We start from the raw sequence: 22393 nt of genomic DNA, 5'->3' as shown, positions 1-22393 counted from the left end.
ATTAAATGTTGTTATTCGTATTTACCTTTACCAGTCATGAAGTTCAAATACACACTTTTATCCTTATTTACTATATAACGTTCCTGATCACCACCAGTTCCACGGTAAGAGATCTTTCCATCTGCAAGTACAATAAATTCAGTCTTCCACCAGTCAACATCTGCTAGTTTTACACACATACGAACTTCGTCAGTAGCTATTAATTTAGGTGATATAAAGAATCCAGATCCATCAGCAGGAACAGTAAATGCATTTTCATCTTTAATATCCCAACCGCCAATAGTATTACCCATTAAGTAAACTTTAGGAGCATTAAATTCAATGGTATATTTAATATCACGACCAACAACTGCAGATTTTACAACTACCAAATACCAACCAGCGTTATTGACAAGCAGGTTACCATCATTTTCACCAAGACCAGCTCCTGCATTATCAACCGGAGTTGCAGATGAGCCAAATTCACTACCGTCCCATGCTTTTTCAATATTGAATTTAAGTTTGCCACCGGCAGTTACATAAATCATTCTCCAGAATGTACCATTGTTATCATAAGTTGGTACCATTGAAATAGCATTAGAACTCCAGTCCCAACCACCAATACCATCGCCAATGATGTTCATTGTTGTAGGAATAACAACAGCCGGAAGAGCAAAATGTACACGAACTTTATCTAAAGTTATAGAATTAGAATAAATTGCTCCCATACCATTGGTTAATGCAGCCTTTAAGCGAATATTAACACCGGTTGTAAGTGGAAAATCAGTTTCTGTTTTTCCATTAGCCAAAGCTAAATTGGTAGCAGCAACAGCTATTTCGGATGCATCGACATTCATCTTAGCAGTTGTATAAGTAGTAGAAAGAGTTGTATAAGCACCTTCAGTTGTAAAATCATTATTCAATGAAACCTGAACAGTATATACAGTTGCTGCAGTAAAACCATAATCAGGCTGAGAACAAGTCAACTCAATACTTGAGGATTTTTGCAGATCATAAACAGCTGTTGAATATGCTGGTGTATTCAGCACAAAGGTTGTTGGATCCTGAAGTATCGGATTGGAATCTCTATCATCTTCACAAGCTGTGAAGAGAGACAATCCTAAGAATAAGGAAGCCAATATTGTTATTTTTTTCATATTCATTTCTTTTTATCAATTAGTAAAAATAATGTCGAAACCACTCACTAATAACCTGGATTTTGAACCAGATTAGGGTTAGAATTCAAATCTTTAGTTGGTATTGGGAAAAGATTAAAGTTTGAACTGAAGTTAGTTCCATTTATCGTTCCACCCTTCCATTGCCATGTATAATCTGAGTTACCACCAAATTTGCCAAAACGAATAAGATCTGAGCGACGACGTCCTTCTAAAGCAAATTCTCTAGACCATTCATCCAAAATAGTACTATACGTATATGAAGTTTCTGTCTTTGCATGAGCACGAGTACGCAATGCATTTATAGCATCAGTTACAGGTTGAGTAGACACACCACCATTAGCACGCATTGTAGCTTCGGCAAATGTAAGATAAGCTTCGGCAACACGCATAAAAGGAACATCCATATCTACAAATTTAGAATCACTTGAAGAAGCACCATCTGCCCGCACATTTGAGAATTTAGCACAAGAGAATCCATTAACAAATTGAGATTCATCATCAATTGATAAAGTACGATCTACCCCATAAAACATGGCACGATCATCCTTTGCAGCTGCAACCATTGCCTCTGCATTCACATTAGGAGCATCTGTTGTTGGGAAAAATTTAGCCAACATTTGCGGACGACAGCTATTACCAGCCCATCCCTCAGTTGTTCCATAATATGTCATATCGGACTTATGTGTAGAAGCTATCAGGAATAATGAACCTCCATAATTTTGTGTTGTAGTACCATTTTGAATAATAGGTAATATAATTTCACTGGTTGCAGTATTAACTGTACTACCATTATTATCAGCCATAAACAAATACTTGTATGTATTACACAAAGTATAAGAAGAGGTCATTACTTTTTGTGCATAAGAAGCTGCATCAGCCCAACGAGCTTTGCCTGTATACACTTCAGCATTCAAATACAAGCGAGATAAAAGTAACCATGCAGCAACTTTATCAGCACGTCCATAAGTATTTGTCTTAGGAGCTAACATATCTGGTTCACAAGCTTTCAATTCCGACTCAATAAAATCAAAAAGCTCTGCACGACTAATTTGTTTAGGATTCTCTGTTGTCACTTTTGTAACAAAAGGAACATTTCCAAATAAATCTATCAAATAATAATAATTTAAAGCACGCATAAAACGAGTCTCAGCACGTTGAGCTACAGTTTCAGAATCGGTCTTTCCATCTGTTTGCTCCAAAAAGAAATTACATAAAGTAATATCAAAATACAAACGATAGTATAAGCCAGTTACCTGACTATGAGAAGCTCCCCATGATGCATAATTTAATTCAGGTATACCAACATCACCCCAACAACAATGTGATTCATCAGTTGGAAGCTCATTTGCATTCCAAATCAAACGATAAAAGTCAGAAGTACCTTCATCAATACCGTCAACATCTCCACTACCAGCAGGTCCTTGCTGACCTGTCAGTCCCATTGTTGCATAAATTTTAGTAAACACTTCATTTTGATGAAATTCCATCGTTGTGCTTGGATCTATAGGATTTACATCCAGATCACTTACACAAGATGTAACACTGAGCGTTAAAGTTAATGCCGCTGCAGGTATTAATGATTTTAAATATCTTAATTTCATAATTGTATACTTTTAAATATTAAAGATTAGAAGTTAAGACTCAAGCCAATAAGTGAAACCAATGGACGAGGATAGATATTATTGTCTACACCACCACTAACCTCTGGATCAAGACCCTTGTAATCTGATATAGTAAATACATTAGAGACTGTAGCATAAGCACGTCCACTTAAAGAAAGGCCAAATAATTTATTGAAAGAATAGCCCAATGTAATGTTATCACACTTTAAGAATGAAGCATTCTGTACATAATAGTCAGACATATAATAGTTTCCTAGCCCTTGGAAATTATTAGCTAAAACCATTTTTGGACGATTTTGCAAGTATCCAGACGGTGCGTAGAGTGAACTCATATCGCTATTATTTGATTCCACATCATTATAAACATAATTATTCAAACTTGCACGGAGAGAGAAACTAAGATCCCAAGCTTTATAAATAAATTTAGAAGTAAAGCCCATTAAAACATCAGCAGTTGGTTTCTTATAAAAATACTTATCATTATCATTTACAATACCATCGCTGTTGCGATCAACAAATAAGTTTTCAATTGGTTTTCCGGCATTATCATACACTTGTTGATATACATAGAAAGAAGATGCCGGATGACCAACAGCATGAGCCTGACAGGTATTACCTGTACCAGCAGAAATACCTCCTGTTGTTACATAATAACCTTTACCTTCTCCACTTGTTAATTTTGTAATTTCATTTTTATTATAAGTAACATTAAAACCTAAGTCCCAAGTTATATCTTTTGTAGAAATTGCTTTTGCATTAACTGTGAATTCAACGCCCTTATTTTCCAATGATCCAACGTTTGCATTTACTTGATTCTTAAAGTTTGTACCAGCTGCAACATACACATAGTTTAGTAAATCATCTGTTTTACGTAAATAGTAATCAGCAGCAGCTGTAATACGTCCATTCATAAAGCCAAAATCTAAACCAGCATTATATGTAGTTGTTTTTTCCCATTTCAAACCCTTATTATAAGCATTTGGACGGTATGTTTCACCATTGCCATAACCAATTGGGTAATAAGCAAAATCTTTGTTTGCATTATATGAAGCAAAGTAAGCATAATCAGAACCAATGTTTTGTTGACCAGTAATACCATACCCTAAACGAAGTTTCAAATCAGAAAGGAAATTAACATCCTTCAAGAATGATTCCTCTTTAATCTTCCAACCTAAGGCAAATGATGGAAATGTACCCCAACGATTATCTTTGTGGAAACGAGATGAGCCATCACGACGAACTGTTGCAGTGAACAAATATCTGTCTAACAATGAATAATTAAAACGGCCGAAGAAAGAAACTAAATAATTTTCCGAAGCCCATTTATTTGTTGTTTGATTATACGCCTCACCTGGCTTTTCGCTATGTGTAGCCTGATAGAATCCTGAATATGCCGAATGACCTTCACGGTGAAAATGTTGCCATTCATAACCTGCCATTAAGTCGAAATGATGAATATTCAAGTCTTTTAAATATTGTAAATATGAATTAAATGATAAGTTGTACTTATCAGTTTGTGTAGATCCGTAGCTACCATAATAATTATTTGAGGCTGAATACGGGCTAATATCTGTATCTTGTTTACCTGTAGAAAGGTCCATACCACCGTTTGCATGAATGTGCATGTCTGGAAGAAAATGGAACTTGTAATCAGCTTCCAGGTTTCCAATTAAAGATTTAGATGTTGCTTCATCATCTCTCAGATTTAATATAGCAACAGGATTAGATGTTGCTAAAGAGTTGAATGTACGTAACCAACTTGGATCATTCAAAGATTTGCCATCAGTATCCCATTGGAAGTAACCTCCAAAGTATTTCTTAGCATTTTCTGTTGAAGAATAAACTGATTGCGTTGGATCAAAACGAGCTGCAGCACCTACTACACCACCATCCACATAACGGTTCTTCGCTAACATACCTTTTAAATTAGCATTAATTTTCAGGTGATCTTCAAATAAAGAAGGAGACAAATTTACAGCAGCTGTATAGCGTTCAAATTTTGAAGTTTCAATGATACCGTTTTGATTAGTATAGCCTAAAGAGAAACGATAAGGTGTATTTTTAAAACCACCAGAAACAGTAATATTATGATCTGTAGAGAAAGCAGCACGATAAATTTCATTTTGCCAATCAGTATTAGCTGTACCTAAAGCTTTAAAAGCATCACTGGTTTCGCCATATTGAGTTTTGATTAATGAACGAAACTCATCCCCTGTCATTACATCCAATGTGTTTTTAATTGTACTAACTGATACATTACCATCATAAGTTACTTTTGGTTTTGAGCCAGCAAGTCCTTTTTTAGTAGTAATAATAATAACACCATTTGATGCACGAGAACCATAAATTGCAGTTGCTGAAGCATCTTTCAGTACAGTAAATGTCTCAATATCATTTGGATTAACCATAGATAATGGATTTGCAAGACCTTGCACTCCTTCATTATCCATAGCCAACCCGTCGATAATAACTAACGGATCATTGCTGGCGGAAAGAGAAGATCCTCCACGAATACGAATAGTAGCACCTGCACCAGGAGTACCACCGGCAGAAATAACACTAACACCAGCTATTTTACCAGACATTAAGTCTTGAGCATTAGTGGTTAAACCACGATTTAACTTATCTGGCTTTATTGCTGTGACTGATCCAGTAAGGTCATTCTTCTTTACTGTACCATAACCAATAACCACAGTACCCTCAAGCATTACAGCATCTTCTTGCAAAACGACGTTCATCGTTTTCTCTGCTTTTGCTTCAATTGTCTTATAGCCAATAAAAGAAATAGTAATGATTGAACCCTGAGGTGCTTGCAGACGGAATGCTCCATCAAAATCGGTAATAGTTCCAGTTGTTGTACCCTTAACAGCAACATTAGCACCGATAATTGGTTCTCCCTTTGCATCCCTTACAAATCCCGTAATGGAGACTTGCTGTGCAAATGCGCTCACAGACAAGAACAACCCCATCAATATTGGAAGGATTGTTTTCACGAGTTTAAGATTAACTTGCTTCATGCATTTAAAAATTAAAGTTAACAATATTATAAATAATTGATTTCTCTGAGAAAGAGAGGAATGAATCGTTAAAATTCATTTCAACTACTCAACAAAAATAGAGTTTATTAACTATTACTTGTGCGAATGATCTCATGATTTCGTTACTTTTGCTCTGCAATCGTTTGCACCTCAAATATACACCTATTATTTAACTATAAAAAACAATCTTGAGCAATTATCCTATTTTTGTATGGAGAACACTATAAAAATATATAACCTTGGATTGAAACTTATAAATTAACTATGAATAATAAAACGCAAATCACCATCAAAGATATAGCCAAGGCGTTAAATGTCTCTCCATCTACAGTTTCAAGAGCACTTAAAAACAATCCTGACATTAGTGAAGAGACAAGAAACACTATAAATAAGTACGCGCGCGAACATAATTATAAGCCAAATGAAATGGCAATGAATTTACGTACAAGCCGATCAAACACAATTGGGGTTATTATTCCGCAATTTGTTCATCATTTTTTCTCATGTGTTCTTGATGGAATTGAAGAAGTGGCTTCTAAGGCTGGTTACAATATCATTATTGCACAATCAAACGAAGAGTATTCCCGGGAAGTTAAAATTGTTCATTCCTTTTTAGCCGCACGAGTTTGCGGAGTTATTACTTCATTGGCTAAAGATACATCCCGATACGAACATTATCAGGAACTGCTAGACAATAATATTCCAATAGTGTTTTATGATCGGATTTGTACCGGAGTTAATACAGAACGTGTTGTTGTGGACGATTATGCCGGGGCTTTTGCCGCAGTGGAATATATGATTCAAACTGGATGCAAGCGTATTTTATTCTATAGCGCTCCTCTCCATCTTGAGATTTCTAAAAATAGAAAAAACGGATATCTGGACGCAATGAGAAGATACAAGGTTCCTGTTGATGATAGCATGATTAAAATATGTGATACACGAGAACAAGCCATAGCTATTACTCCTGCTATTTTAGAATCGGCAAACAGGCCTGATGGTTTCTTTGCAATTAATGATGAAACTGCTTCCGGAATTTTGTATTCATGCAAATTGGCAAATCTTAAAATTCCAGAGGATGTTTCTATCTGTGGTTTCTCAGATGGAATTATAGCTCAGACTACCGATCCTAAACTCACAACAGTAGAGCAACATGGAAAAGAGGTTGGCGAAAGTGCAATCCATTTATTAATTGATAGGCTTGAAAATAAAAATCCGGAAGAAAAGAGAAGTGGCAACAGAATTGTTAAGACCAATTTAGTAGTTAGGGGAACTACTAAATAAAATGGAATTTATAATACATTAAAAAACAAACAATTAAGATTAAACAGGTGGCAGAGGTGGCAGTAAAAAGTTATATTTTTCGGTTTATAAAATTAAATTTTGAAAATTCTGCAAATTGCGGAATTTTCAAAATTTAATTTCCAGAAGAGAAAAAAGTGTTATTTTACTGCCACCTCTGCCACCTGATAAAATTTATATAATTAATAATCAAGTAATTGCAAAAGTCAATAGTTCAATAATCAGTAGAAAGTGGTGTACATGGTGTACTCAACTGAAATCAGTTTAATAAAGTTATAGGGGGAAATTAATGATTAACCGGAGTAAGTTTAGCTAATTATTGGCGAGTAAGCTAACCGATCATGTACAAGATTGGACTCAAACATGTACATGATTGGGTGTAAACATGTACATGTTTGAAACGGGTTGACCTGATAAAAAGATTAATTAGTAAAATGAGATATAATAAACAATAATCATATAAAATCTAATAAAGAAGAATAATACAATGAAAACAAAACCAGACCTAAGTTTTTGGACACTATGGAACATTAGTTTCGGTTTCTTTGGTGTACAGATTGCATACGCACTTCAAAGTGCAAATATTAGTAGAATATTCGCCACATTAGGTGCCGATCCTCATAACCTTAGTTATTTTTGGGTACTTCCTCCGTTGGCAGGAATTATTGTACAACCGCTAATTGGATCTGCCAGTGATAAAACATGGACACGTTTCGGACGACGCATTCCTTATCTTTTTGTTGGTTCACTTGTTGCAGTAATAGTAATGTGCCTTCTTCCAAATGCCGGCAGTTTTACAAAGATATTAAATGCTATGATTTTTGGTGTTGTAGCTCTCATGTTTTTGGATACTTCTATAAATATGGCAATGCAACCTTTTAAAATGTTAGTGGGTGATCTTGTAAACGAAAAGCAAAAGGGATTGGCTTATTCCATTCAGAGTTTCCTTTGCAATGCAGGAAGCTTGGTTGGTTATCTTTTCCCTTTCATCTTTACATTCTTAGGGATCAGCAATATTGCCGAGAAAGGAATGATTCCCGACTCTGTTATTTATTCGTTTTATATCGGAGCAGCCATACTTATTCTCTGTGTAATTTATACAACCGTTAAGGTAAAAGAGATGCCTCCGAAAGAATTCGAAGAGTTTCATGGCATTACTGCTGCAGAGAAAAAGCAAAAAACTGATTTCATTTCTTTATTAAAACATGCTCCCAAAGTATTCTGGACTGTAGGTTTGGTTCAATTCTTTTCGTGGGCAGCTTTCATGTATATGTGGACTTACACCAATGGTGCTATTGCCGATAATGTATGGGGAACCACCAATACTGCATCTGCCGAATATCAGGAAGCCGGAAACTGGGTTGGAGTGTTGTTTGCAATACAAGCAATAGGTTCTCTCTGTTGGGCTGTTTTGCTTCCAATGTTTAAATCACGCAAATTTGCATATTCATTAAGTCTGTTGCTGGGAGGATTGGGCTTTATTTCCACTTTCTTTATCCACGATCAATATTCTTTGTTTGCATCTTACTTTGCTATAGGTTTTGCATGGGCAGCAATGCTGGCAATGCCATTTACAATACTAACAAACTCAGTTTCAGGAAAGAACATGGGAGCTTATCTTGGTTTATTCAATGGAACCATCTGTTTACCTCAGATTTGCGCAGCATTAATTGGCGGAGGGCTACTACACTTAGTGGGAGGTAAACAAGTAAGTATGCTGGTTCTTGCAGGAATATTTCTTATTGTAGGAGCTATTTGTGTTTTTCTTATCAAAGAAACATTGGTACAACATGAAAATAATTAATTCGGAAAAATAGTTTTTAGCAGTTTTTATAATATTATTTTTATTATCTTGCAGCAAGTTTTCAGCAAATTAGCTTACAAGATAAAATGCACGGAGAACTTTATATGTACCTTAGTAGTACCTGATATAAAGTTCTCCGTAGTATTTTTCTTTAAAGAGCAACTATAAATAAGATAAAACACACATCACTATTGTGAGCAAGAATTAAAAATACCATGAAAAGATTCCTAAAAACAGACGGATGGAATATTATTGAAGAAGAATTTCACATTAAAAACCAAAGAGCTTCCGAAAGTATTTTCAGTATTGGAAACGGAAGAATTGGTCAGCGAGGAAACTTCGAAGAGACTTATACAGGCGACACACTTCAAGGATCGTATATTGCAGGTATTTATTTCCAGGATCGTACGCGTGTTGGATGGTGGAAAAATGGATATCCACGTTATTTTTCGCGTATGCCTAATGCTCCCTATTGGAGTGGAATTAACCTTAGACTTATAGACGAGGAACTAAATCTTGAAGTATGGGATATAAATGAGTTTGAGCGTAAGCTTTTAATGAAAGAAGGCTTATCGGAAAGGACTTTTACCGTAACTTCACCAAAAGGATACACTTTAAAAATCCATGTTGAGCGCTTTTATAGCATGGCGCTATTAAATCTCTGCCTGATAAAATACAGTGTTACTTCTGTAAATTATGAAGGAAAGGTATCACTTCTCCCCTACATCAACGGAGATGTAATTCATGAAAGTTCTAATTTCAATGAAAAAATGTGGAATATCATTCTGGCAGAAACTACTCACGATTATGCTTTACTATGGACGCAGACTAAAGGCGAAGACTCTCAGGCTTGCTGTGCCACAACTTATCAGCTATTCAAAAACAATAAAGAAATAACAAACAGACCGATTAGAATTGAAAAGGAAAAATTGGTAGGATTCAGTGTCGGATCTGATGTAAAACCAGGTGAAACTTTATCATTAATAAAATATACGTCAATTGTTTCTTCACTCTATTGTGATAGAAAAAAACTTGTGGAGGAATCAATTAACGAAGCTCAGAAAGCAAAAGGTATAGGATGGGCAGCACTCTTAGATGAACAAAAGAAAGAATGGAGCAAAATATGGGATATTATTGATGTAAAAATTGAAGGAGACGATGAAGTACAACAAGCCATTCGTTTCAATCTATTCCAAATCCACCAAAACTACAAAGGCGATAACCCAAGCTTAAATATTGGATCGAAAGGATTTACCGGAGAAAAGTATGGAGGAAACACTCAATGGAATACAGAATTATGTTGTATCCCTTATTATTTGTTAGCCGGATTTGAAAATCTGGCAATCAATCTTTTGCTTTACAGATACAACCATTTACCCAAAGCTATAGAAAATGCTGAAAAGCTAGGTTTCACAAACGGTGCTGCACTTTATCCGATGGTTACCATGGATGGAGTTGAATGTCACAATGAATGGGAAATTACTTTTGAAGAAATTCACCGCAATGGTATCATTGCATACACCATTGATTTATACACTAACTATACCGGGAAAACGGATTACGTTGCTAAGTATGGTCTTGAAGTTCTTATTGGAATATCCCGATTCTGGAGTCAAAGGGTGAGCTTCTCTACACCTAAACAGAAATATGTGATATTAGGAGTTACAGGCCCTAATGAATACGAAAACAATGTAGATAATAACTGGTATACCAACTACAGTTGCATACAAAATCTTAAATCAACACTTTATTATCTGGAGTTAGTTAAAACGAAATATCCGGATGATTATCAACGGGTTTTAGATAAAACAGGCTTTCAGCTGGAAGAAACTGAAAGATGGCAGGATATAATTGAGAACATGTACTTCCCTGAAGACAAAGAGAGAGGGATATTGGTGCAACAAGATGGATATATGGACAAAGAACTTAAGCTTGTTTCTGACATTAATCCATCCGAACGCCCCATTAGTCAGCACTGGTCATGGGACAGAATTTTGCGTTCTTGTTTTATTAAGCAAAGCGATGTTCTTCTTGGAATTTACCTCTACCGAAATTATTTCGACAAGGAAGCAATTAAGAAGAATTTCCTCTTTTACGAACCGCGAACACTTCACGAATCATCGCTATCTTATTTTGTTCACGCTATTTTGGCTGCTCGTATAGGGGACGTTGATAATGCTTATGATTTATTTTTAAAAGCTACACGTCTGGACCTTGATGATTACAACAATGATTTAAAAGAAGGACTCCACATTACTAGTATGCCGGGTAGCTGGTTGGCTTTAGTAGAAGGATTTGCCGGTATGAAGTTAGACCGGGGAAAGGCATCTTTCGAACCGCTTATTCCTCCAAAATGGCAATCATATCAATTTAAAGTTAAATTCATCGGGTACTTTTTGGTTATAAAAGTCAGCCATAAAGAAATGAGTGTAAACAATCTTGCAGATACAGATGTATGCATTCAGGTGTATGGAAAAAACTATTCCATTAAGCCAAAATCTGAATTAATAATCGCTATAAACTGTTGATAAAAGAAAAAAAAGGGACATTTAAAAGAACGTGCTTAACAAATAATCTTTGTGAATTGTTTTTTGTTGTATATTTGCGTCCAATATGAAAAGGATATTATTAATATACATACTCTTAATGACTCTATCTCAGGCATACGTTCATGCCCAGATGAATGAGCCCCGTATGGGATCCCGTAAAAATAACGAGACACAAAAAGACAGTTCACAAGTAAGCACAGCAGCTATTGATCCAAAACTCTATATGTGGAGTGTGGATGAACGTTTGGGAAACAGACAAATGATTCCTGCCGATACGATTTACCACAACTTCCAGAATGAAAACCTTGTAGAAGGTATGACAGGACATAACAATTATCTGGGCAACCTTGGTTCACCATCAATGTCCAGAATCTTTTTTGATCGTCCGGTAGAGAATTCGCAGTATTTGTTTATAGATCCTTATTCTAGTTTTTTTGTTAAACCACAGAATTTTAAATTCGCGAACTCACGTTTACCATATACCAACCTTACATATTTCAAATCAGGTTCAAAAGTAGATGGCGAAGAGCGTTTCAAAAGTTATTTCTCGGTAAACGTAAACAAAAGTTTAGCTTTTGGATTTAACATTGACTATCAATATGGCCGTGGATTCTATACGGACCAGTCGACCTCTCATTTTAATGGAGCTCTTTTTGGTAGTTATATTGGAGATCAATATCAGGCACATCTTTTATACAACAACTTCAGCATAAAAATGAAGGAAAACGGTGGTATTGCTGATGATCGCTACATTACAAATCCATTAGCCATGAGTGAAGGTAAAAAGCAATATGAACCTGCAAATATACCTGTTAACTTTACAGATACCTGGAATAAGAACCATGACTCTTATGTATTTCTGACTCACCGCTATAATTTAGGATTTAAAAGAGAAAAAATTATAGAGGTAAAGGAATTAGATAAAATAAAAGAGGGAAAAAAAGGAAACGGCAAAAAAGGTGAGAATGGTGAAGCCAAGGAACAAAAACAAGAAAAGGTAATAGAATTTGTTCCGGTTACAAGCTTCATTCATACTATGAAATATGAAAGAGCTCACAAAAGATTTGTTGCATACTCAGAAGATAAAGATTATTACGAAAATACATATTTAAACGGAAGTAACCTTTCATCCAGAGATTCTACCAGTTATACATCTATTAAAAATACATTTGGAATAGCACTTCTGGAAGGATTTAATAAATATGCTCAGGCCGGATTAACGGGATTCATTTCTCACGAACTTCGCCAGTATAACTTAATGAATGCCGATTCCATAACTACAGATAAATTTACTGAAAATGAAGTATATGTAGGAGGTGAATTATCGAGAAAAGAAGGTAAACTGATCAATTATTCAGCTATTGGAGAAGTGGGAATGCTTAAGGAAAGTATCGGTCAGTTTCGTTTAAAAGGAGATGTTCGCCTTAATTTCCGTTTACTGAAAGATACTGTTGCGCTTGTTGCCCGCGGAAATATTAGCAATACTTTGCCATCTTTTTATATGCGTCATTATCACTCAAACCATTTCTGGTGGGATAATATTAATTTCTCTAAAGAATTTAAAACACACGTAGAAGGAGAATTATCTTTCAAGAGATTAGGAACCAATATTAATATTGGCGTAGAAAACATTAAAAATTATACTTACTTCAACAGTAAAGCAATACCCGTACAGGCAGGCGAAAATTTGCAGATATTAAGTGCATGTGTGAAACAAAATTTCCAGGCTGGTATTCTCCATTTAGATAATGAAGTAACTTATCAAAAGTCGTCAAACAATAGCATTTTACCACTACCTGAACTTTCTCTTTACCACAACTTGTATCTGGAAACAAAGCTGGCAAAGAAAGTCCTGAGCTTACAATTGGGAGCTGATGTTCGTTACTTCAGCAAATACTATGCACCGGATTATACTCCTGCTATTGGAACATTCAATTTACAAGATGCAACAAATGCCGACAAGTATACTAAGATTGGCGGATATCCTGTCGTAAACCTATATGCTAATTTGCATCTGAAACGTACACGATTCTTTGTAATGTACTATCATGTTAATCAGAGTTCCGGCGGATCTAATTCTTTCTATGTACCTCATTACCCAATCAACCCTCGCCTATTTAAAATAGGTATTTCATGGAACTTCTACGATTAATAACATGAAGTTAAAAGGTAAATATATTAAGTATTTAATTCCAGCGATAGTATTGATTATTCTCGCAATTTTCTTTACGCGAGAAGAATCAGAAACAGGAAAACCACGTGACTATGCCGAAATTAAGAAATCCAAAATTCTTCGGGTAGTTACAGAATATAACTCTTTGAGCTATTATGTAGACGGAGATACAATCTCAGGATTTCAATACGAACTTATAAATGCTTTTGCTAAAGATAAAGGATTGCGTTTGGATATCACTCCTGAGATGAGTTTTGATAAACGTTTAAAGGGGCTTTCTAATGGCAAATTTGATATTATTGCTTACAATATTCCGGTTACCACCGAACTTAAAGATTCCATTCTGCTAACCACTCCTATTGTTCTTAATAAACAAGTTTTAGTTCAAAGAAAGGCCGGAAAAAGTAATCCTGCATTTATTAAAAGTCAGCTAGACCTGGCACATAAAATTCTGCATGTAGAAAAAGGTTCCCCTTCTATACTTCGCATCAAAAACCTAAGCAATGAAATAGGTGAAGCTATTTATATTAAAGAAGTGGAGAAATATGGTTCAGAGCAACTTATGGCTTTGGTAGCACATGGAAACATTAGTTATGCTGTATGCGATCAAAGCATAGCCTTGGCATCTATCGATTCATTTCCACAACTAGATATTCACACTGATATAAGTTTCACCCAGTTCTATTCATGGGGAGTAAGTAAGCACTCTCCTGTATTGCTAGATACTCTTAACTCTTGGCTTAAAGAGTTTACCAAGAGTGAAGAATATAAGCGTATATATAAGAAATATTATAAAGGTTGATTTATTTCCAAATCTTTCTCTACCTGTTTCTGAGTTGCACTAAAATACTGGAACATCATTGATATTGATGGAAGCAGCTGTGCCAGATAAGAAACAAAGTAACCTATCACACTCAACACAAACATTAAGATACTGAAATAAGCAGGTAAAGTTGAGGTATTTCCATCAAGAATTGAACTGAAGGATAAAGACTGAACAAAAGAACCAACTCCCCATGGGGTGAATGCTATACCTTGAATAATTAAAGCAAATATTTCTGCCAGAATTAAAAGGAAAAATGTTCCGGCCCAATTGGGAACACCTAATTTAAAGCCTTTCTTCACTGCAGCCATTGCTTTTATATCCTCAAACATATAAATTTCCTGTGCGTAAGTGAAAGGTATAGTTATGAAAAGTAAGAATGGGAAAGTAAGTACTAACGTCCATGGAGAAAGGAATACCAAGCCTGCTAATAAAGCCATGTAGACAATAAAGAGTAATGCCAAAACCAAACTGATAATTAAAAAGCGTTTGATATTAGCAACCAGCTTATTTTTCATTTCTTTGAATGACAAGCGTGCAATAGACTCTCTCAATGAATATTCTTTTACCAATGCAAAAACTGTTCCTTTAAAAAGAATATCTCCAATTATACAGACCAATACTAATGCAGATACTAAAGCTATATATTGGGTTAATCCCGAAGCTGCAATATTGCCTTGAACAATCTGCGCTGCCAAATTATTGTATACAATAAAAAACAATGAGAGAAGTACTGCAACAGGCAAAATTATAAAAGAGCTGAACTTAGCCAAAACTTTAAAATTATTTTCTATAAAATCGAATGCAGCAGAGAAACGTCCTGCCAAGCTGCGTGATTTATAAAATACTATTTTTGATGTTTGTTTTTCCATTTATAGAGTGTTTTTTATCAGTTTATTCATATTTTGTTATGACAAAAGTAATTAAAAACAATATATTTGCAATTCGATTAACTGTAAATTTTGTTATAAGATAAATAAAGAGGATTAACGAATATGATTAAATGGGGATTTATTGGTTGTGGAAACGTAACAGAAAAGAAAAGTGGACCTGCTTTTAAGAAAATTGAAGGTTCTACTGTTGTTGCTGTAATGAGCCGCGACGAAGAAAAAGCAAGAAACTACGCTGAGAAAAGAGGCATTAATAAATGGTATACTGATGCGATGGAACTAATTGAGGATCCGGAAGTTGATGCTGTTTACATAGCTACCCCACCCTCTTCACATGCTACTTATGCCATTATGGCCATGAAAGCAGGTAAGCCGGTTTATATAGAAAAACCAATGGCCAGCAGTTATGAGGAATGTACTCGTATAAACAGAATTTCCCAGGAAACAGGTGTTCCATGCTTTGTTGCCTACTATAGACGTTACCTGCCCTATTTTATAAAGGTCAAAGAATTGATTCAGGAAGGAACTATTGGAAACGTAATTAATGTACAAATACGTTTCGCTCAGCCTCCATACGACCTGGACTACAATAAAGAAAATCTACCATGGAGAGTTCAACCGGATATTGCAGGCGGAGGTTATTTCTACGATCTTGCATCTCATCAGCTGGATATTCTTCAGGATATATTTGGCTGTATCCTTGAAGCTGAAGGTTTTAAAAGCAATCGGGCAGGTTTATATAAAGCAGAAGATACAGTTAGCGCTTGTTTCCAGTTCGATTCAGGACTGGTAGGTTCAGGTTCGTGGTGCTTTGTTGCTCACTCTTCTGCCAAAGAAGACAGAATTGAAGTAATTGGCGATAAGGGTATGCTTTGTTTTTCTACATTTACATTTGATCCAATTGCCCTTCACACAGAAAAAGGACGAGAGGAATTTGTAATAGAGAACCCCGAACATATTCAGTACAATCTCATTGAATCTGTTATTCATCACTTGCAAGGAAAATCAATCTGTGCTTGTGATGGTATCAGTGCTACGCCTACAAATTGGGTTATGGATAAAATCCTTGGTAAAATTTAGTTCTGAATTACTAAGTTATTATTGATGAAATTAGCGTTTACCTTCTTATGCTTTCTACTATCCGCAACATCTATTTTGTTGGCTCAGGATGGAAAAACAGAATTTTATAAGTTCGGAAAAGAGCTGAAAGATAGAGCAAAAGAAAATGTAAATACAATTGGACATAAAATTAACGAAATTGATACCAGTTATGTTGAGCCAAATAAATTCAATTACGCATTTATGTTGGAGAATAGTAACTGGTATGAATATTATATATTTGAAAGCAAAGAAGAGAATCCTCAGCGATTAACAATATCTCCCAATATGAGTTATAAACTTGGCGCATACTTTGGGTGGAGATGGATTTTTCTGGGATGGTCTGTGGACTTAAGTGATTTTTTTGGAAATAAAAAGCTATCAAATAAAAAAACAGAATTTGGGTTAAGTCTTTATAGCCCCATGATTGGAGGCGATGTTTATTACCGAAAAAGTGGTAGTAATTTCAAGTTGAGAAGTACAAGTGGTATTTTTGAAGACAACGAATATCCGGCTATTGCTACAGATATTAATGGCTTTTCTGTTGCTATTAAGGGGCTAAACGCTTATTGGGTTTTTAACAACAAAAAGTTTTCTTATCCTGCAGCTTACAGTCAGTCTAGCAATCAGCGCCGCAGCGCGGGTTCTTTTATTGCAGGATTTTCCTATTCTCAGCATAATATAAAATTCGATCACAACCAGTTACCGGCTCCCATTGTAGCAAAATTAAGTGATGCTTTAAAATTTAAAGAAATTAGTTATTCGGACTATAGTCTTAGCTTTGGATATACATACAACTGGGTATTTGCCAAAAACTTTCTGGCAAACATATCTTTGGCACCAGCAATAGCCTACAAAAAATCGAAAACGGATTCCGGTGACAGAATACTACCTACTCTTAAAGAGATGAATCTCGATTTAATAACCCGGGCAGGAGTTGTATACAATGATTCTAAATATTTTGTCGGTGCATCAATGGTAATGCATACTTATGACTACAGAACCGAGAACTTTTATCTGAACAATAGCTTTGGAACTATCCGGATTTATGCTGGATTCAATTTCAATAAAAAGAAATTTTATAGAAGTAAACTGTGAACAAAATAGTATTTTAATTCCTTTCTATATTGAATAGCTAGTTCTATAAGGTTTAGGTTTGACTATATCATATTCGTTACAGTTCCTCAGACAAAAATAAACTAATACAAGCGTTATGAATAAAGAAGAATTCATGCGAAAGGCCATTGCACTTTCAATAGAAAATGTGGCAAAAGGCGGAGGACCATTTGGCGCCGTTATTGTGAAAGACGGAGAAATCATTGCTACTGGTGTAAACCGGGTTACAAGTACGTGTGATCCTACTGCTCATGCAGAAATTAGTGCTATTCGTGCTGCAGCAAAGGCATTGGGAACCTTTAATCTTAGTGGTTGTGAAATTTATACTTCCTGCGAACCTTGTCCTATGTGCTTTGGAGCAATTTATTGGGCCCGGCTGGATAAGATATATTACGCTAATACAAAGACTGATGCTAAGGATATAGGCTTCGATGATTCATTCATTTATGATGAGCTGGAACTGAAACCTGCTGACAGGAAACTACAATCGGAGCCACTGCTTCGTGAAGAGGCCCTGAAAGCTTTTGAAGAGTGGACAAAGAATATGGATAAAATTGAATATTGATTGAAAAGCATATTCAATCTCTCTTTTTATTTCTATCTATCCTTGTACAAAAGAATTCATTCTTCTGTACAAAATAATAAATAGTCCTGTACAGAAGACTGTTTTCTTTTGTACAAGAATTATAGAATTTACCTAGTTTAGTTTTTGACTGATAAGTGATGAAATAAAAAATCCTCTTCTGATATAAAAAGTGTATCAGAAGAGGATTCATTTTGTTATCCTGACAAGTTATCTAATTACCTAAAATCTAAATCCTAAAGTTAAAAGAACTTGTTGTTTATCGTTATTCACAGAAGTCTTAGTTAAATCTAAATTATCGAATGGGTAGAAATCTTCCTTATACGCACTATATTGATAAGCAATATCAGCATAAAAGCTACCGGCTCTATATCCTAAACCAAGGGTATAGTTATTAATAGATTTCTCATTTGAATAATCAGTATCTGTACGAACAGAGTTTAAAGGCAGACTTTTATAAGCATTATTTGCGAAAGCTCCACCTGTATGGTTATATCCTGCACGGATAGCGAATTCGGGTACCAACTTTATTTCTGCACCTAAACGAAGTGTACTTACCCCCTTCAGGAAATCTTTCATCATGCCATTCTCTTCACTCATTCTTGTACCATCACCATAACTTAGTTTTGCTGTAGAATAATCCTGATATTCATATTCAGCACCAAGAGCTACATTACTTCCAATAGTATAACCCAAACTTAAATTATATTTCCAGGGAGTAGTAACCTGATAATCGGTAATTGCATCACCACCTATTTCTTTATAAGTATCATATGAATAAGAATTATAACCATCTTTTTTATACTTAATAATATAACCGTCATCGTTTACATCTGCATTAGATGTTAATATGGCACTATTATTCATCGTTAATTTATAGAAAGTTGGCGTATGTATTGCTGCTCCAATTCTTAATGGAGATTCTTCAACGGGACGAATTATAATACCTGCTTTAAAATCAACCCCCGTACCTGTGGTTTTCATGAAGTTCTCCAAAGAATATGCATAGTCTGTATTCTCAAGAAAATAATCAGGATTTGTGCTAGACGAAAAAGACTCTTCATAATAAGTATTCTTTGTATAATTCACATCATAAGCACCTAAGGTGAATCCTAAATAAACACGATTGCTAATATTAAAAGACAAGTTAAAATCATAAGCATCTATCCCTCCCCTTTCTCTTGAAGAATAACTACCAGAAGGATCATTAGCCGGGAAACCTATATATTGGTTTGTAGTAGTCGGACTCGGATGAATTAAGCAGCCATTCCATCCTAAAATTGATAACCATCCTGCATTTGCTGAATTAACACCTAAATAATCAAGATTCATATCATTCTGATTAAGGCCACGGCTTAAAACAGCCATTTGGTCTGTTTGAGAAAGGTTATTCAAGTTACCGCTCATAGCAAAGTCTCTATTAAACGATTTCGCTTTATGGTAATTGAATCCAAAGTTCACATATCTCAACGCCGTTTGATTACCTATTTTAGAAGAATAAACAAAACCAATATTATCAAATGAGCCACGATATTTATCAGAATTCATGATACTTCCCTTATAATTACTTTCGGAAGAAGTATAATTGAAACCAAAAGTAGTCATCAAATCATTACTTCTGTAAATACCAATACCGGCAGGATTCGTGCTTATTGTAGAAATATCACCACCCAGTGCTCCCATAGCACCACCCATACCTACAAAACGCGCTGTACCGTTAAGGTCTTTTCCTGAAAACTTTGCTGCATCGTATATTGTCTGAGCACCGACTTCTGAACTAAGCAAAAGGGCACACGTTATCATTTTCAATAAATTAATTGTTTTCATTGTATTGTTCTTTATTCTTTATAATGAATACCTATTATCATCTCTCTTATGGAATAAAGGGCTTATCATCTACCGCCGCCACCAGCGCGAGAACTGCCACCACCGGAACTTCCGCCACTAGAACTACCGCCACCGCCAGAGCGTGAACTTCCGCCACCACTAGAGCTTCCACCACTACTCCGATATGAGCCACCACTATTATTACTTGGTGAATAGCTACGGGTTGATGAACCATTTTCGTATGAGCGACCTGACGAACTGCCTCCATTATAGTAGCTTCTTACATCATTGCTACTACCACGACTATATGAACTACTTCTTGTTGTAGTTGATGGACGATCATATGAAGAACTTCTTCTCCCTATACCTTCACTACCGGTAGAATAAGTACGAGTTGAACTAGGTCGTGCATAAATTGTTCTTCTTGAAGATCCATCTGTACGGTCATTATAACTTGATTCTGATCTAATATAACCCGAACGACGGCTTACTCCTGATTCATAATCAGAACCAGAGCGAGTACCAACTACCCTTCCACTTCCAGAACGACGATAATAAGTAGAAGTGCGGTCTTGCAAGCCCCCAGCACGAGTATATGATGAAGTACGATAACTGGAAGAACCGGCACGCATACGAGAATCGCCAAAATCTGAACGGCGTGTATTATAATATCCGGCATGGTTTAATCCGTATCCACCATATCCGCCACCATACCATGGTCCATCCCATCCATGATAAGGATGTCCCCAATATCCATAGCCGCCCCAGTAGTTTCCGTAATAACCACCCCAGTAACCAGAATAGTAGCCACCATAGTAACCACCTCCATAAGGATAACCCCATGAAGATCCCCAGCCCCAGCCGTAGGAATTATAGCGCCAATCCCACCATAAACGGTTTGTATAAGTAGGGAATGCATAAGCATAGAAATCATCAACATATACATTCCAGTCCCATGAGTTCAAGCCATAAACAATATCCCAATAATAAGGACTACTGATACTAACGGCATAACGAGGATTGCGGAAACGAATTATCCTTTGAGCATATTCATAATCATCCTCAGTACCTTGGAATCCGTTTACCCATTCTCCACGTTCAGGATATTTCTTTTCCTCAACGTATAATGTATCGTCTACAACTTCAAATTTATTTTCTTTAGCGTTATATTGACGGTTATATTCGTCAATATCACGAACATTTCCTTTACGATCTTTAACCACAACCGGCATATTAGTAGAAACATACGTGCGCTTTTTCTCGGTAACTTGTTTCTTTTCTTCCTTCCTTAGCGAAGTATCCTTCTTATTAGGATTGTAGTAAAGATCATCATAACTTTGAGCCATCATCACTGGCGATAACCCAAGCGCGATTAGCATTAACGTTATAATCTTTTTCATGATAATTTAATTTAAAAAATTAACTTTCGCTTTTAAATCCAATACAAAGATAAATAAGGGATTTATCAATAATGGAAGATTTTCCCCAAATAGTAATAGGGATTTCCCTATTTTACTTATCTTTGTGCCATAAATAGTAATAATAAAAGTTATATTATGAGATATTTCGAAGTTACATTTAAAACAACCCCTTGTACAGAAACTGTAAATGATGTGCTTTCCGCTTGCTTGGGAGAAATTGGTTTTGAAAGTTTTATTGAAAACACTGATGGCATTAAAGGCTATATTCAACAACCAATCTACAACGAAAGTACATTAAAAGAGGTTATTGAAAATATACCTTTGGAGAATGTTTCAATCTCATATAAGGCCGAATTAATGGAAGACAAAGACTGGAACGAAGAATGGGAAAAAAATTTCTTCCAACCTATCGTGATTGGCAACAGATGCGTAATTCACAGTACCTTCCACAAAGATGTACCAGAAGCTGAATATGACATTTTGATTAATCCTCAAATGGCATTTGGAACAGGACATCACGAAACAACAAGCCTTATTTTAGAAGAATTACTGGATGCTGAACTGCAAAACAAATCTCTGCTTGACATGGGATGCGGTACTTCTATTTTAGCAATACTTGCCGCCATGAGAGGTGCAAAGCCAATTACCGCAATCGATATTGACACATGGTGTGTTGAGAACTCAAAAGAAAACATTCTTTTGAATAACATAGAGAATATATCTGTAGAATTAGGTGATGCGACCTCACTTGAAGGAAGAGAATCTTTCGATATAGTAATAGCAAATATAAACCGGAATATTTTATTAAATGATATGAGCTTTTATACTGCATGCATGCACAAAGGTTCTGAAATATTTATGAGCGGTTTCTACGTATCAGATATTGATATTCTTAAAGAAAAGGCTGAAAGTCTGGGCCTTAATTTCATGTATTACAAAGAGAAAAATAATTGGGCTGTAGTTAAATTTATAAAGAGCTAACACTACCGA

15 protein-coding genes are annotated in these 22393 nt (G+C 35.6%); 9 read left to right on the top strand and 6 right to left on the bottom strand.

Annotated features, from left to right (window positions below; all coding sequences use genetic code 11):
• Nucleotides 1-11: 11 nt before the first annotated feature.
• The 3 genes from BUC21_RS10280 to BUC21_RS10270 are packed head-to-tail and all read right to left on the bottom strand — an operon-like array spanning nucleotide 12 to nucleotide 5796.
• Nucleotides 12-1136, bottom strand: a complete 1125-nt coding sequence (locus BUC21_RS10280) for a SusF/SusE family carbohydrate-binding protein (protein WP_073401919.1) — start codon at nucleotides 1134-1136, stop codon at nucleotides 12-14.
• Between the two features lie 47 nt (nucleotides 1137-1183).
• Entirely contained in the window at nucleotides 1184-2758 is a 1575-nt protein-coding gene (locus BUC21_RS10275; protein WP_073401917.1) for a RagB/SusD family nutrient uptake outer membrane protein, read from the bottom strand.
• 26 nt (nucleotides 2759-2784) lie between these two features.
• On the bottom strand, nucleotides 2785-5796 hold the full coding sequence (locus tag BUC21_RS10270) for a SusC/RagA family TonB-linked outer membrane protein (protein ID WP_073401915.1): 3012 nt from the start codon (nucleotides 5794-5796) through the stop codon (nucleotides 2785-2787).
• Between the two features lie 285 nt (nucleotides 5797-6081).
• Here BUC21_RS10270 and BUC21_RS10265 point away from each other — a divergent pair, with 285 nt between their 5' ends.
• The 5 genes from BUC21_RS10265 to BUC21_RS10245 all read left to right on the top strand — a co-directional run bounded on the left by BUC21_RS10265 (nucleotide 6082) and on the right by BUC21_RS10245 (nucleotide 14447).
• On the top strand, nucleotides 6082-7101 hold the full coding sequence (locus tag BUC21_RS10265) for a LacI family DNA-binding transcriptional regulator (protein WP_073401912.1): 1020 nt from the start codon (nucleotides 6082-6084) through the stop codon (nucleotides 7099-7101).
• Between the two features lie 505 nt (nucleotides 7102-7606).
• The gene (locus BUC21_RS10260; RefSeq protein WP_073401910.1) at nucleotides 7607-8923 is read left to right on the top strand and encodes an MFS transporter; all 1317 of its coding nucleotides are present in this window, start codon (nucleotides 7607-7609) and stop codon (nucleotides 8921-8923) included.
• Nucleotides 8924-9138: 215 nt separating this feature from the next.
• Nucleotides 9139-11451 carry a family 65 glycosyl hydrolase domain-containing protein gene (locus BUC21_RS10255; protein WP_073401908.1) on the top strand — a complete coding sequence of 771 codons (2313 nt, stop codon included), beginning with the start codon at nucleotides 9139-9141 and terminating at the stop codon, nucleotides 11449-11451.
• An 85-nt stretch (nucleotides 11452-11536) separates the two neighbouring features.
• A complete protein-coding gene (locus BUC21_RS10250; protein WP_073401906.1) occupies nucleotides 11537-13624 on the top strand; it encodes a putative porin in 2088 nt (695 codons plus the stop codon).
• A gap of 4 nt (nucleotides 13625-13628) precedes the next feature.
• On the top strand, nucleotides 13629-14447 hold the full coding sequence (locus BUC21_RS10245; RefSeq protein WP_073401904.1) for a transporter substrate-binding domain-containing protein: 819 nt from the start codon (nucleotides 13629-13631) through the stop codon (nucleotides 14445-14447).
• Here the strand turns inward: BUC21_RS10245 and BUC21_RS10240 are convergent.
• Nucleotides 14435-15340, bottom strand: coding sequence for a hypothetical protein (locus tag BUC21_RS10240; protein ID WP_073401902.1), 906 nt, complete (start codon nucleotides 15338-15340; stop codon nucleotides 14435-14437). The two genes, BUC21_RS10245 and BUC21_RS10240, sit on opposite strands and share 13 nt — an antisense overlap.
• A gap of 123 nt (nucleotides 15341-15463) precedes the next feature.
• Between BUC21_RS10240 and BUC21_RS10235 the strand changes: the two genes are divergently transcribed.
• The 3 genes from BUC21_RS10235 to BUC21_RS10225 all read left to right on the top strand — a co-directional run bounded on the left by BUC21_RS10235 (nucleotide 15464) and on the right by BUC21_RS10225 (nucleotide 18137).
• Nucleotides 15464-16438: a Gfo/Idh/MocA family protein gene (locus tag BUC21_RS10235; protein ID WP_073401900.1), complete on the top strand. Its 975-nt coding sequence runs from the start codon at nucleotides 15464-15466 to the stop codon at nucleotides 16436-16438.
• 24 nt (nucleotides 16439-16462) lie between these two features.
• Nucleotides 16463-17554 carry a DUF4421 domain-containing protein gene (locus BUC21_RS10230; RefSeq protein ID WP_083547675.1) on the top strand — a complete coding sequence of 364 codons (1092 nt, stop codon included), beginning with the start codon at nucleotides 16463-16465 and terminating at the stop codon, nucleotides 17552-17554.
• 115 nt (nucleotides 17555-17669) lie between these two features.
• On the top strand, nucleotides 17670-18137 hold the full coding sequence (locus BUC21_RS10225; protein ID WP_073401898.1) for a nucleoside deaminase: 468 nt from the start codon (nucleotides 17670-17672) through the stop codon (nucleotides 18135-18137).
• 240 nt (nucleotides 18138-18377) lie between these two features.
• On the opposite strand, the gene BUC21_RS10220 is transcribed toward BUC21_RS10225, so the two are convergent.
• On the bottom strand, nucleotides 18378-19982 hold the full coding sequence (locus tag BUC21_RS10220; protein ID WP_073401896.1) for a hemin receptor: 1605 nt from the start codon (nucleotides 19980-19982) through the stop codon (nucleotides 18378-18380).
• Nucleotides 19983-20047: 65 nt separating this feature from the next.
• Nucleotides 20048-21382 (bottom strand): hypothetical protein, encoded by a 1335-nt coding sequence (locus BUC21_RS10215; RefSeq protein ID WP_073401894.1) that lies wholly within the window; start codon nucleotides 21380-21382, stop codon nucleotides 20048-20050.
• A 156-nt stretch (nucleotides 21383-21538) separates the two neighbouring features.
• On the opposite strand from BUC21_RS10215, the gene prmA reads away from it, so the two are divergent.
• Nucleotides 21539-22384: a 50S ribosomal protein L11 methyltransferase gene (gene prmA / locus BUC21_RS10210; protein WP_073401892.1), complete on the top strand. Its 846-nt coding sequence runs from the start codon at nucleotides 21539-21541 to the stop codon at nucleotides 22382-22384.
• Nucleotides 22385-22393: the final 9 nt, after the last annotated feature.

The sequence above is a fragment of the Bacteroides luti genome (assembly GCF_900128905.1).
GTDB lineage: Bacteria > Bacteroidota > Bacteroidia > Bacteroidales > Bacteroidaceae > Bacteroides > Bacteroides luti.
This window is presented reverse-complemented; position numbering and strand designations above follow the sequence as displayed.

Bases quoted from the DNA above. Each gene is read 5' to 3' on its own strand.
- BUC21_RS10220 (WP_073401896.1), bottom strand. From the start codon at position 19,982: ATGAAAACAATTAATTTATTGAAAATGATAACGTGTGCCCTTTTGCTT.
- BUC21_RS10250 (WP_073401906.1), top strand. From the start codon at position 11,537: ATGAAAAGGATATTATTAATATACATACTCTTAATGACTCTATCTCAG.
- BUC21_RS10230 (WP_083547675.1), top strand. From the start codon at position 16,463: ATGAAATTAGCGTTTACCTTCTTATGCTTTCTACTATCCGCAACATCT.
- BUC21_RS10275 (WP_073401917.1), bottom strand. From the start codon at position 2,758: ATGAAATTAAGATATTTAAAATCATTAATACCTGCAGCGGCATTAACT.
- BUC21_RS10245 (WP_073401904.1), top strand. From the start codon at position 13,629: ATGAAGTTAAAAGGTAAATATATTAAGTATTTAATTCCAGCGATAGTA.
- BUC21_RS10280 (WP_073401919.1), bottom strand. From the start codon at position 1,136: ATGAAAAAAATAACAATATTGGCTTCCTTATTCTTAGGATTGTCTCTC.
- BUC21_RS10260 (WP_073401910.1), top strand. From the start codon at position 7,607: ATGAAAACAAAACCAGACCTAAGTTTTTGGACACTATGGAACATTAGT.
- BUC21_RS10225 (WP_073401898.1), top strand. From the start codon at position 17,670: ATGAATAAAGAAGAATTCATGCGAAAGGCCATTGCACTTTCAATAGAA.
- BUC21_RS10215 (WP_073401894.1), bottom strand. From the start codon at position 21,382: ATGAAAAAGATTATAACGTTAATGCTAATCGCGCTTGGGTTATCGCCA.
- BUC21_RS10255 (WP_073401908.1), top strand. From the start codon at position 9,139: ATGAAAAGATTCCTAAAAACAGACGGATGGAATATTATTGAAGAAGAA.
- BUC21_RS10265 (WP_073401912.1), top strand. From the start codon at position 6,082: ATGAATAATAAAACGCAAATCACCATCAAAGATATAGCCAAGGCGTTA.
- BUC21_RS10235 (WP_073401900.1), top strand. From the start codon at position 15,464: ATGATTAAATGGGGATTTATTGGTTGTGGAAACGTAACAGAAAAGAAA.
- prmA (WP_073401892.1), top strand. From the start codon at position 21,539: ATGAGATATTTCGAAGTTACATTTAAAACAACCCCTTGTACAGAAACT.
- BUC21_RS10240 (WP_073401902.1), bottom strand. From the start codon at position 15,340: ATGGAAAAACAAACATCAAAAATAGTATTTTATAAATCACGCAGCTTG.
- BUC21_RS10270 (WP_073401915.1), bottom strand. From the start codon at position 5,796: ATGAAGCAAGTTAATCTTAAACTCGTGAAAACAATCCTTCCAATATTG.